At 30.3% G+C, this 13,097-nt stretch carries 12 protein-coding genes; 9 read left to right on the top strand and 3 right to left on the bottom strand.

Annotated elements, in window-relative coordinates; genetic code table 11:
* Positions 1 to 87 precede the first annotated feature (87 nt).
* Both proC and L1S47_RS10665 read right to left on the bottom strand, forming a co-directional pair.
* Positions 88 to 903 (bottom strand): pyrroline-5-carboxylate reductase, encoded by an 816-nt coding sequence (gene proC, locus L1S47_RS10660; protein WP_238883549.1) that lies wholly within the window; start codon positions 901 to 903, stop codon positions 88 to 90.
* Between the two features lie 85 nt (positions 904 to 988).
* Positions 989 to 1,759, bottom strand: coding sequence for a class III extradiol ring-cleavage dioxygenase (locus L1S47_RS10665; RefSeq protein ID WP_238883550.1), 771 nt, complete (start codon positions 1,757 to 1,759; stop codon positions 989 to 991).
* Between the two features lie 417 nt (positions 1,760 to 2,176).
* Between L1S47_RS10665 and L1S47_RS10670 the strand changes: the two genes are divergently transcribed.
* From L1S47_RS10670 to L1S47_RS10685, 4 genes are all read left to right on the top strand, one after another.
* Positions 2,177 to 2,644, top strand: coding sequence for a MarR family transcriptional regulator (locus tag L1S47_RS10670; RefSeq protein ID WP_202766718.1), 468 nt, complete (start codon positions 2,177 to 2,179; stop codon positions 2,642 to 2,644).
* 27 nt (positions 2,645 to 2,671) lie between these two features.
* Entirely contained in the window at positions 2,672 to 4,399 is a 1,728-nt protein-coding gene (locus L1S47_RS10675) for an ABC transporter ATP-binding protein (protein ID WP_238883551.1), read from the top strand.
* The gene (locus L1S47_RS10680) at positions 4,396 to 6,573 is read left to right on the top strand and encodes an ABC transporter ATP-binding protein (RefSeq protein WP_238883552.1); all 2,178 of its coding nucleotides are present in this window, start codon (positions 4,396 to 4,398) and stop codon (positions 6,571 to 6,573) included. The genes L1S47_RS10675 and L1S47_RS10680 overlap by 4 nt, the downstream gene beginning before the upstream one ends.
* Before the next feature lie 117 nt (positions 6,574 to 6,690).
* Positions 6,691 to 7,404 (top strand): 1-acyl-sn-glycerol-3-phosphate acyltransferase, encoded by a 714-nt coding sequence (locus tag L1S47_RS10685; RefSeq protein WP_238883553.1) that lies wholly within the window; start codon positions 6,691 to 6,693, stop codon positions 7,402 to 7,404.
* A gap of 80 nt (positions 7,405 to 7,484) precedes the next feature.
* Here the strand turns inward: L1S47_RS10685 and L1S47_RS10690 are convergent, their stop codons facing one another.
* A complete protein-coding gene (locus L1S47_RS10690) occupies positions 7,485 to 9,068 on the bottom strand; it encodes an ABC-F family ATP-binding cassette domain-containing protein (RefSeq protein WP_238883554.1) in 1,584 nt (527 codons plus the stop codon).
* Between the two features lie 250 nt (positions 9,069 to 9,318).
* Here L1S47_RS10690 and L1S47_RS10695 point away from each other — a divergent pair, with 250 nt between their 5' ends.
* The 5 genes from L1S47_RS10695 to L1S47_RS10715 all read left to right on the top strand — a co-directional run bounded on the left by L1S47_RS10695 (position 9,319) and on the right by L1S47_RS10715 (position 12,956).
* On the top strand, positions 9,319 to 10,125 hold the full coding sequence (locus L1S47_RS10695) for a Cof-type HAD-IIB family hydrolase (protein ID WP_238883555.1): 807 nt from the start codon (positions 9,319 to 9,321) through the stop codon (positions 10,123 to 10,125).
* Between the two features lie 18 nt (positions 10,126 to 10,143).
* Positions 10,144 to 10,947, top strand: coding sequence for a sugar-phosphatase (yidA, locus tag L1S47_RS10700; protein WP_238883556.1), 804 nt, complete (start codon positions 10,144 to 10,146; stop codon positions 10,945 to 10,947).
* A gap of 184 nt (positions 10,948 to 11,131) precedes the next feature.
* Positions 11,132 to 11,503 carry a GntR family transcriptional regulator gene (locus L1S47_RS10705; protein WP_238883557.1) on the top strand — a complete coding sequence of 124 codons (372 nt, stop codon included), beginning with the start codon at positions 11,132 to 11,134 and terminating at the stop codon, positions 11,501 to 11,503.
* Positions 11,504 to 11,517: 14 nt separating this feature from the next.
* On the top strand, positions 11,518 to 12,216 hold the full coding sequence (locus tag L1S47_RS10710) for an ABC transporter ATP-binding protein (protein WP_238883558.1): 699 nt from the start codon (positions 11,518 to 11,520) through the stop codon (positions 12,214 to 12,216).
* A gap of 5 nt (positions 12,217 to 12,221) precedes the next feature.
* Positions 12,222 to 12,956 carry a hypothetical protein gene (locus L1S47_RS10715; protein WP_238883559.1) on the top strand — a complete coding sequence of 245 codons (735 nt, stop codon included), beginning with the start codon at positions 12,222 to 12,224 and terminating at the stop codon, positions 12,954 to 12,956.
* Positions 12,957 to 13,097 lie beyond the last annotated feature (141 nt).

Raw genomic sequence — 13,097 nt, forward strand, 5'->3', positions numbered from 1 at the left:
TGGTTTGAAATAACCTTAATAAGGTACATATTAATAAAGAAAAAAGCTCAGAGCTATGGATAATTACAAAACCCTGAACTTTAATGTTTATTTTTTTGAATTAGACATATTAATGGCCTTTTCTGTACAAAGGTCAACTGCTTCTATAACAGCACCTCTAAAACCATTTCTTTCAAGAGAGTAAACAGCTTCTATAGTGGTACCCGCAGGAGAGCAAACCATATCTTTTAATGCACCTGGATGAATTCCTGATTCTAAAACCATTTTGGCAGAACCTAAAACTGCTTGAGCTGCAATTTTATAAGCTTTTTCTCTTGGTACACCGTGAAGAACTGCCCCGTCTGCCATAGCTTCTATAAACATATAAACCATAGCTGGAGAAGAACCACCTATAGCTAAAGCTTTATCAATCATTGGTTCATCCACAATCTCTGTTTTACCAACTTTATTGAACATATCTACTATATAGTTAAACTCAGATTCAGAAACAAGTGAGTTTTTACATAACATAGTTAAACTTTCACCAACAAGAGCAGCTGTATTTGGCATTATTCGTATAATTTTTGCATCCTTACCTAAGTTATCTTCAAGATACTTTATTGTAATTCCAGCTGCAATAGTAACAATAATAGCGTTCTTATTAATTGAAGACTTTATTTCAGGAATTACATCATTAAAGAATTGTGGTTTAACAGCTAAAACAATAATGTCTGAAGACATGGCAACTGATTTATTATCCCTTATAACATTGATACCAAACGATTCTTTTACAGATTGTAATGTTTTATCCGAAAGGGCTGAAGCTGTAATATCTTCTGGAGATATAAAATTAGAAGATATAATACCGCCAATAATCGCCTTTGCCATATTACCACAGCCTATAAAACCTATTTTTTTATTCATAAATAAACCCCCTTATGATTACTAAAGTTATTTTATCATAAAAGGGGATTTATAGTATAGGGAGTAAAACTTAATAGGTATATATTTAATTAAATCTCCACACATCTAAGGCCAAGTTCCCAAATTGGTAGGCACCAATTAAATGTTCAGCTATCTTATTATTATCGCCAGCTCCCATAGCAATCAAAAGAGGAATAAAATGCTCATTTCTAGGAACAGCTAAATTAGAGCTTGGAGCTAAGCGTTCATAATTAAAGAGTTTATCTGTATTCCATTCTAAAATAGTGTTTTGAATCCAATTATTAAATTCTTTAGCCCAAGGAGTAATCGAATTACTATAAAAATCAACTGCCCTTAAGTTGTGAACAATACCACCACTACCTATTATAAGGATATCTTCCTCTTTAAGAGGTTCTAAAGCCTTTCCAATATCATATTGATTGGAGTTTGATAGAAAGGGATTTACAGACATAGATACAACTGGAACATCAATAGTTGGATACATTAATTTGAGTACAGACCAAGCTCCATGATCTATTCCCCTTTTATCATCAAATTTACTTTTAATATTATTAATATCTAACAAACGTTTAATCCTATTTGCTAGATCTAAGTTTGAGCTTGCAGTATAGTTTTCTTTATAGAGCTTATCTTCGAATCCATAAAAGTCATATATCATGGAATAAGGAGATGAAGTGCCAATAAGTTGAGTGTCTGATTCCCAGTGAGCTGAAAAAATAATAACTCCTTTGGGTTTGGGTATGGATTTGCTATAATCTTTCAAATATTGAGTATATTTATTATCATCATATATCATGTTTGGTGCTCCATGAGCAATAAAAAGACTTGATATCATAAAAACACATCCTTTAAATAATTAACTAATATTTAGTTATTAACTATTATATAATAATTATTATCAATAAGCAATAATATTAATACAGATTTTTGTCAAAAATACTATTAATAATGATGAACAAAACTTAAGACAATGAATATAATTATAAAATATAATTAATTTGCTTGCCTAACTAAAATATTTAAAGAAAAACAAATAAAAATAATACAAGAAAATATTTACATTCGCATAGAATAGGCATTGTTAAAATTGTGAGAATATAGTGAGATATTAGAAAAATAGCTACTTTAGGAAAATGAAAAGGATTTGTTAATAGATTATTAATAAGTTTGTTTTATAAAGCTGTTGACTAAAATTTTGTGGGGTGTTAATATTATAAACAGTTAGTCACCTAACTAATTGGAGGTGAGTTAAGTGGAAGAAAAATATGGGGATTCATTATATGGTATCTTTTCGCAGGTGATAAAGTTGAATTTCTATAGAGCTCATAAATTATTAGAGACCATTGGATTACACCCAGGGCAAGCTCATTTATTAGGGGTAGTAGGTCATAATGAAGGAATTAGCCAAAATCAACTTGCAAAGACTTTAAATGTTAAACCTGCAACCGTAACAGGAATGATTAAAAAAATTGAAAAAGCAGGACTTATTGAAAGAAAAAGTGATGAGCAAGATCAAAGAGTTCTTAGAGTATATACTACTAAAGAAGGTAAAGAGCTTAGTTTAAAACTAAAAAGATTCTATGATGAAATTAAAAAAGATTGTTTTAAGGGATTCACGGATGAAGAACTAATACTATTTCGCAGATTATTAATGCAAATGAAAGATAATCTAGTGAAAATAAATGGAGAAGAATGTAGTCCAGGATTTTCAGAACTTTAAACAAGACTATATGAGGAGATGAAGCAAATGATCAAGTTATTAAGATTTTTAAAAAAATATTCACTACAAGTTTGTGCAGTATTAGTGCTTATATTTTTGCAAGTAATGGCAGAATTAAACTTGCCTAATATAATGTCAAGTATAGTTGATACTGGTATAGTAAATAGTGATGTAGACTATATACTTAAAGAAGGTGGAATAATGCTTCTAGTGGCGCTTGGAAGCGCAGCATGTTCAGTACTTGCGGCTCTTTTTTCGTCAAAGGTTGCATTAGCATTTTCAAAAGATATAAGAAGAGAAGTATTTACACATGTTGAGGGATTTGCCCTTAACGAATTTAATAAGATACCAACATCTTCACTTATTACTAGAACTACAAATGATATTACTCAAGTTCAAACAGTAATGGTTATGGGATTAAGAATGCTTGTAATGGCACCAATTATGTTTGTAGGAGCACTTATTATGGCTCTTTCAAAAGATGTATATCTTTCAAGAGTTATAGCAGTAGCAATCCCATTGGTATTAGCAATGATGATTTTTGTAGCTGTAAAAGGTATGCCATTATTCAAAAGCATGCAAAAGAAAGTAGATAAATTAAACCTTGTAGTTAGAGAAGGACTTTCAGGTATAAGAGTTATTCGTGCATTTAACAGAACAGATTTTGAAAAAGATAGATTTAAGGATGCAAATAGAGATTTAACTAATACAGCAATAAAAGTTAACAAGTTAATGGCAGTATTAATGCCAATAATGATGTTAATATTTAACGTAATGGCAGTAGGAATACTTTGGTTTGGAGCAAATCGTATAGATTTAGGAGAAATGAAAGTTGGAGACTTAATGGCATTTATCCAATATTCAATGCAAATTATGTTCTCAGTAGTAATGGTTGCAATGATGTTTATTTTAATACCAAGAGCTTCAGCATCTGCAGTAAGAATAAATGAAGTTTTGGAAATGAAACCAGAAATACTAGATCCAGAAGTTCCAGATAATAGCTATGAAGAACGTGGACATGTAGAATTTAAGGATGTTGTATTTAGATATCCAGGAGCTGAAGAGGCTGTTTTAGATGGTATATCTTTTGATGCAAAACCTGGTGAAACTACAGCTATAATAGGAAGTACAGGATCAGGAAAATCAGCGTTAATTAACTTGATTCCACGTTTTTATGACATAGAAAGCGGAAATATTTTTGTGGATGGAGTAGATATAAGAAATATTACTCAAGAAAGTTTAAGAAATAAGATAGGAATAGTTCCACAAAAAGCAGTACTATTTTCAGGTACAATTTCAGATAACATAAGATACGGAAAAGATGATGCTACAGACGAAGAAGTTAGACATGCAGCTGAAGTAGCTCAAGCAGCAGATTTCGTTTCTAATATGAAAGATGGATATGATTCAATTATAGCTCAAGGTGGTAACAATGTATCTGGAGGACAAAAGCAACGTCTAGCTATAGCAAGAGCTTTAGTAAGAAAACCAGAAATATATATATTTGATGATAGTTTCTCAGCATTAGATTTTAAAACTGATGCAAAGTTAAGAGCAGCACTTAAGCATGAAACAGGAGATGCAACAGTATTAATAGTTGCACAAAGAGTAAGTACAGTTATGGATGCAGATAGAATTATAGTATTAGATCAAGGTAAAGTAGTAGGGAAAGGAACTCATAAAGAGCTTCTAAATACTTGTGAAATATACCATGAGATTGTATCTTCACAACTTTCAGAGGAGGAGATATCATGAGTGAAATGAAGAATAATGCACCTAAGAGAAGAGGTCCAATGGGCGGAGGTCCAATGGGCGGCGTTGTAATGGGCGGAGAAAAGGCTAAAGACTTTAAAGGTACAGGTAAAAGATTAGTAGGTTACTTAAAACCACAAATGGTTCGCTTAATAACAGTATTTATAGTAGCTATAATAAGTACTGTATTTACGATAGTAAGTCCTAAGATAATGGGTAAAGCAACAACAAAGTTATTTGATGGATTAATCTCAAAATATGAATATACTGCAGTTACTGATGCTGTAGAGAAAAGTACTGAACAAATAAAAACACAAACTGAACAGCAAAAAGCTAAGATTCAAGAGCAAATAAAGGCTCATCCAGAGCAAGCAAAACAAATACAAGCTCAAGCTCAGGCTGAAATGCAAAAAGCACTAGCTGCTCAGCAAACACCAGATATGCAAGAAAAGCAAAAGAAAGTACAAGATATTTTATCTAAGTATATTTCAAATGATGATTTGAAGAAAGCTAATACAGCTATACAATCTGGAGATGTAGATACAGTAAAAACAATATTTTCAGACAATAAGCCAGCTATAGATTTTGAGTATATTAGAAATATACTTACTCTATTAATAGGATTCTATTTAATAAGCGCATTATTCATGTTTATTCAAGGATGGGTAATGTCAGGAGTAGCTCAAAATACAGTTTATGCAATGAGAAAAGATTTAGATGATAAACTTGAAAAGCTACCACTTAAGTACTTTGATGGAAGAACAAAGGGAGAAGTTTTAAGTAGATTTACTAATGATTTAGATACAGTAGGTACTACTCTACAACAATCATTAACTCAACTTATTACATCAGTAGTAAGTATTGTAGGTATAATAGTTATGATGCTAACAATAAGTCCAATTATGACACTTATTGCAATAGCAGTATTACCAATAAGTATCTTTGTAATAAGACCTATACTTGGTAAGTCTCAAAAATACTTTGCAGCTCAACAAAAGCATTTAGGTGAATTAAATGGACATATCGAAGAAATGTACACTGGTCATAATATTGTTAAAGCTTTCGGAAGAGAAAAAGCATCTTTAGAAAAATTCAACAATGTAAATGAAGAATTATATAAAGTTGGATGGAAAGCACAATTTATATCAGGATTAATAATGCCATTAATGGGATTTGTTAATAACTTGGGATATGTTGTAGTTTGTGTTACTGGAGGATATCTAGCAACTAAGAAAGCTATTGAAGTCGGAGATATACAAGCATTTATTCAATATATGAGACAATTCTCTCAGCCAATAAACCAAACAGCTAATATTGCAAATATTATACAATCTACAGTAGCTGCTGCAGAACGTGTATTTGAAATGTTAGATGAGGCAGAAGAAGTTCCAGATCCAGTAGATGCAAAAGTATTAGATAATCCAACTGGTGCTGTTAAGTTTGAAAATGTTGACTTTAGTTATAAAGAAGACACTAAACTTATTGAAAATATGAATATAGATGTTAAACCAGGACAAACAATTGCAATAGTAGGACCAACTGGAGCAGGAAAAACAACATTAGTTAACTTGCTTATGAGATTCTATGAAGTTAATGGTGGAAAAATCACCCTTGATGGAGTAGATATAAGAGAATTAACTCGTGAAAATCTACGTAATATATTTGGTATGGTATTACAAGATACTTGGTCATTTAATGGTTCAATAAAAGAAAATATAGCATATGGACGTAAGGGAGCAACTGATGAAGAGATAATAAGAGCTGCTAAGGCTGCACATGCAGACCACTTTATTAGAACTTTAGATCATGGATATGATACAGAGTTAAACGAAGAAGCATCAAATATATCTCAAGGACAAAAACAATTACTTACTATTGCTAGAGCTATATTAGCTGATCCAGCAATATTAATTCTTGATGAAGCTACAAGTAGTGTTGATACAAGAACAGAAGTATATATTCAAAAGGCTATGAATAACTTAATGAAGGGAAGAACAAGCTTTGTTATAGCACATAGACTTTCCACAATTAAGGATGCAGATTTGATACTTGTTATGAATCAAGGTACAGTAATAGAACAAGGATCTCACAAAGAACTTCTAGAACAAAATGGATTCTATGCTGATTTATATAACAGTCAGTTTACAAATGGAGTTTTTGATGAGGAAGCTGTTTAAGAGTATAACATTATCTAATATAGAAAGCTGCTGGTAATAACCAGCAGTTTTTTCTTTAATTTATGTAGCAATTAGATATATAATATAACTAGACAATATTTGGTGGAGGATAAGATTATGTTTAGAACAATAATATGGTTTGTACATTTTGCTTTAAGCTTAATAGGAACAATACCTAAAATGATTAAGTATAAAGGTGCTGTGGAGAGAGGAAAAACCCAAGAAGAAATCCAAGGAATAAATGATGTGGTTAGAAAATGGGCTCTATCTCAAATAAAATATAGTGGAGCTAGGGTAACTGTGCATGGAGAAGAAAATGTACCAAAAGACAGGGGTGTACTTTTCATAAGTAATCATCAGGGGAATTTTGATATACCTCTTTTTATAGGATATATAGATAAACCTAAAGGATTTATAGCTAAAATAGAACTAACTAAGATTCCAATAGTTCATATATGGATGAAGTATATAGACTGTGTTTTTATGGATAGAAGCAGTATTAGAAAATCTGGTGAGGCAATAGTTGAAGGAATTAAACTTCTTAAGAAAGGAACTTCAATGGTTATTTTCCCAGAAGGAACTAGAAGTAAAGGGGATAAGTTAGGTGAATTTAAGGCAGGAAGTTTTAAATTAGCAACTAAATCAAAAGTTCCAATTGTTCCAGTTACAATAAAAGGATCTTATAAATTAATGGAGCAGAATGGAAGCAAGATAACACCTGCAGATGTAGAGCTTTTTATCCATCCTATGATAGAGACAGCAGATTTAACTAAAGAAGAATTAGATGAATTACCAAAAAGAGTTAAAAATATAATAGCAGAAAAATTATAAAATAAAGAATATATTAAAAAAGGCTGAGGTGGAGCATATTAATGCTTTACCTCAGCCTTTTTCGCTTATATAAATATTTATTAGCTTATTGAAAGATATTCATCATAAGACATTTGCTTATCAACGATAGTTCCATCAGCTTTAATATCTATTATTCTATTAGCTATTGTATCTATGAATTGATGGTCATGAGATGTAAATAATACATTGCTCTTAAAATCTCTTAATCCATTATTCACAGCTGTAATTGATTCAAGATCTAAGTGGTTTGTAGGTTGATCTAAAACAAGTACGTTGGCATTAGTCAACATCATTTTAGATAACATACATCTTACTTTTTCTCCTCCAGAAAGAACTTTAGCTTCTTTTAAAGCTTCGTCTCCTGAGAATAACATTCTACCTAAGAATCCTCTTAAGTAACTTTCAGATTTTTCTTCAGAATACTGTCTAAGCCAATCTACAAGATTTAAATCTACATCGTTAAAGAAATCTGAGTTATCTTTTGGGAAGTATGCGTTAGTGATAGTAACGCCCCATTTGAATTCTCCAGAATCAGGTTCCATTTCACCCATTATTATTTTAAATAGAGTTGTTATGGCTATTTCTTCTCCAACAAAAGCGATTTTATCCTCTTTGTTAACAATGAAGTTTACATTATCTAGAACTTTAACGCCGTCAATTGTTTTTGAAAGTCCTTCAACTCTTAAAATATCATTACCAACTTCTCTTTCAGGTTTGAAACCAACAAAAGGATATCTTCTGCTAGATGGTTGGATGTCATCTAAGGTTATTTTATCTAATAACTTTTTACGTGAAGTTGCTTGCTTTGATTTAGAAGCATTAGCACTAAATCTAGCAATAAAGTCTTGTAGTTCTTTGATTTTTTCTTCTTTTTTCTTGTTTTGATCTTTAGACATTTGTAGAGCAAGTTGGCTTGATTCATACCAGAAGTCATAGTTTCCAACATATAGCTTTATTTTACCAAAGTCAACATCGGCCATGTTTGTACAAACTTTGTTTAAGAAGTGTCTATCATGGGATACTACTATAACTGTTCCTTCAAAGTTTATTAAAAATTCTTCTAACCAATTTACAGATTTAATATCAAGATGGTTAGTAGGCTCATCTAGGATTAGTATTCCAGGATTACCGAATAAGGCTTGAGCTAATAATACCTTAACTTTTTCTCCACCAACTAGTTCAGAAAGTTGTTTATCATGAAGCTCTGTAGGTACGCCTAAACCTTGTAGTAATGATGAAGCGTCAGATTCAGCTTCCCATCCATTAAGTTCAGCAAATTCACCTTCAAGTTCAGAAGCTTTAATACCATCTTCATCAGTGAAATCAGCCTTTGCATATATCTCATCTTTTTCTTTCATTATTTGATATAGTCTTTCATTTCCCATTATAACAGTTTCAAGTACAGAATAATTATCATAGTGATAATGGTCTTGTTTAAGAACAGACATTCTAATATCTTTTGGAATAGAAACTTCACCTGTATTTGGTTGAACTTCTCCAGAAAGAATCTTTAAGAATGTACTTTTACCAGCACCATTTGCCCCTATAACTCCATAACAGTTACCAGGAGTAAATTTAATATTTACATCTTCAAATAGTTTTTTGTCACCATATCTTAAGCTTACGTTAGTTACATTAATCAATATTTCTCATTCCTTTTTTTATAAATTTGCACTATCCTCAATATTGTAACATAAGTTTTATTATTAGGGAAGAAATTAGTGGAGCCTGGTATGAGGTAAAACTTAGTATGAAAATATTACGCCTAGAAATGAATGAAATTATTAGAAATTAAAAGATTTTCAAAATATGAAAATCTATTGGTATAGTATGCTGCGTATGCAATAATAAAGCTAGAAATTATGATACTGGAGGACTTTAATAGAGTATAAGTTGATAGCTTTAGATATGGATGGAACAATTCTTAAAAATGACACAACAATATCAGAAAGAACAAAAAATGCAGTGAAATTGGCAAAGAAATGTGGGATTAAAGTAGTTCTAGCATCTGGAAGACCTATGGAAGCCATAAATAGTTATTTAGAAGAACTGGATTTAATATCAGAAGAAGATTTTGTTTTAAGTTATAACGGAGCCATAGTACAAAATACTGGGACTAAAGAAAAAATAGTAAGTAATCTACTAACAGGAAAGGATGCACATATTTTGTACAAACTTAGCTTGGATATGGGGGTAGATATTAACGGATTTTCTAAATTTCATGGATTAGTTGCACCAAAAAATAATTTATATATTCAAATACAATGTGATGAAATAAATAAACCTTTAGTCCAAATGGACTTTTATGAAATAAAAGAAGAGGATGAAATTACAAAGATAATAATGACAGAAGATGCGGAAATTTTATCAAAAGGTATTGAGTTAATTCCTGATAATATATATGAAGAGTATACAGTTTTAAAAAGTGATAAGTCATTTTTAGAGTTTTTAAATAAAAATAGTAATAAAGGAAAAGGACTAGAATATTTAGCAAATCATTTAGGTATTACAAGAGAAGAAATAATTTCAGTTGGAGATGCTGAAAATGATATGCATATGATAGAATTTGCTGGGCTTGGAGTTGCAATGGGAAATGCTTCTCATGATATTAAAAGAATAGCTGATTATATAGCTCCAACAAATGAAGAAGATGGGGTTGCACATGTAATTGAAAGATTTATATTATCTGATAAACAGTAAAAGTTAAAGGAGAAGTTTATGTACAAGTTGATAGCTATAGATATGGATGGAACTCTATTAAGAGAGGATAAAACTATATCAGATAAAACAAAAAATGCAATAAGAAAGGCTAAGGGAAATGGGATAAAGGTAGTACTAGCATCTGGAAGGCCTATAGAGGGATTGTATCAATATCTTGAACCTTTGGATTTAATATCTGAAGAAGATTATGTTTTAAGTTATAATGGTTCATTAGTACAAAATACAAAAACAAAAGAAGTAATAATGTCACATTGCTTAAAAGCTAGAGATGGTGATGTTTTATATAAGTTGAGTCAAGAAATAGGGGTAAATATTCACGGATTTTCAAAAAAGTATGGAATGATAACTCCTAAGATAAGCAAGTATTCAGAGATTGAAGCTTTAAGAAATAAGTTTGATTTAAAGGTGATGGATTTTAGATTAGTTGAAGATGAGGATGAATACATTAAGTTCATGATGATAGATGAACCTGATATATTAACTAGAGGAATATCTCTTATTCCAAAAGAATTTTATGATAAATATACAATATTAAGAAGTGAAGATATTTTTCTAGAGTTTTTAAACAAAGAAAGTAATAAAGGTGTAGGTATTGAGGCATTAGCTAAATATTTAGGACTTTCTAGAGATGAAGTAATTTGCGTTGGAGATGCAGAAAATGACAAGCATATGATTGAATATGCAGGGTTAGGAGTAGCTATGGGGAATGCTACAGTAGGGATAAAAGAAATAGCTAAGTATATAGCGCCAACAAATGAAGAGGATGGCGTAGCTCATGTAATAGAAAAATTTATGCTTTAATTTTAGGCTCAGAATATTATGGTAATATTCTGAGCTATATTTATATTTGGAGTAACTAGTAATAGTTAGGAAGTGGTAGCAATATGAAGAAAACCTCTGCTGAATTTAAAATATGAAACATATTAAAGATTGATTTCACAGTTGAAGAACTGTACTATTTAAATAGTACACTAGTAAACCTACGATGGAGGTGTTTAAAATAGATTTTGAACTTAATAATAAAGAGCCCATATATCTTCAAATAATGAATTATATAAAGAGAAGAGTATTATCTGGAGAATTAAGAAAAGGTGATAGATTAGAATCGGTAAGAGAGCTAGCTAGCAAACTTAAAGTAAATCCTAATACAATTCAAAGAGTATATTCAGAACTTGAAACAGAAGGAATAATATATACTCAAAGGGGTTTGGGTAAATATATTACTGAAGATGTAAATATATTAAAAAGATTAGAACAAGAAAGTGCAAATGAAGTATTAGATACATTTATAAAGAACATGAAAGAATTAGGTTTCACCAAAACGGAAGTAATAGATTTTATTAATACTAGATATTAAGGGGGTAAGCATTAGTGGAGATTTTATTAGAGGTTAAGAATGTTAAGAAATCTTTTGGTCAAAAAATTATACTTGATGGAGTTGAATTCACATTAGAAAAGGGTAAGGTATTAGGAATATTAGGTCCAAATGGTAGTGGGAAAACTACACTCCTTAATTTAATACAAAGTTTTTTGAAACCCACTGAAGGAGAAATATATATAGATGGAAAATTAGCGGGAGTAGAGACTAAGGGTAAGGTTTCTATGTTACAAGATAAAAATATTTTTAGTTGGTGGATGAAGGTTAAGGATGGAATTGAATTCTATAAAGAATTTTTTGTGGATTTTGATGAAGAGAAAGCAAATAGCTTATTGGATAGATTTAAAATAGATAGGAATCAAAAAATAAAGTCATTATCTAAGGGAACGTATGAAAAGTTTGCCATTATCCTAGCTTTGAGTAGAAAAGCAAAACTTTTCATATTAGATGAACCACTATCTGGCATAGACCCGTTAGATAGAGAAGAGGTTACTGATATTATAATAAATAATTTAAATGAAGAATCCTCTATGATAGTAACAACACATCTTGTAGCCGAACTTGAAAGAATATTTGATGAAGTAGCTTTTGTTAAGGAGCGAAAGATATTTTTAAAAGGAGATTCAGAAATTTTAAGAGAGGAAAGAAATAATTCTCTTGAAGAAATTTATAGGGAAATTTATAAGAGGTAAGAGATATGAGAAATATATTAAAGTTTGGATATAAAGAATTGAAAGTGTTTTATATAATCGAGATATTTTTATTTATAGTAATAAGCCTGGTAGCAGTGTTCTATAATAAGAATATTCTAGTGTTTAATCCTTTAAGAGGAGGACATGAATTTATATTTAATATTATAAAGAGGTATACTGAATTAATATTATATATTAATTTAATAGTTAGTGTAATAATGCTGCAAATGCAATTAACTAGTTCAAGAGGAAGATTGTTATTTTTATCCAATATATCAGGAAAGAAATTTTTTATTTCACACATAATTGGATTTATATTAATACAATCACTTTTTAGTTGCGTGGGGTTTGTGATTATATTATTAGCTTCAAGATTTAAAGAAGTTTTTGCAAATGAATTATTTTTAGATTTTCATAATATTTTTATGCTGAATTTTAATACCATAGCAATATACATCATCATTTTATTTACTACAACACTAGTAAGAAGCAGAATTAGTAATTATGCAATCGCATCAATAGTAGTCATAGTAGTAAGTATATTAGTAACATTAATGTTTTTATTTATTAATTATGCATACCCGGCAATTTTTTTGCCAGCTGGTACAATACAGTTTTATGTAAATAAAATGTTTAGGATCGTAATAAATATTCCGATGATTTTAATACAGTGCATCTTAGCAGTAGCACTATTCTTTAGAGCTACTAAAGTATTAGAAAATAAATTAGATATAGTATAAGATTATACTCAACAAAATAAGGTGCGCTAGAACTTTTATAGGTTTTGGTGTACTTTATTTTATTCTTCTACAAAAATGGGCTATAATTATAATAGGTTTTTAGTTAAAATACTTGTTAGAAATTACTTTAGGAGTTGTAAT

This window comes from Clostridium sp. YIM B02551 (assembly GCF_022324735.1).
GTDB classification, from domain to species: domain Bacteria; phylum Bacillota; class Clostridia; order Clostridiales; family Clostridiaceae; genus Clostridium_T; species Clostridium_T paridis.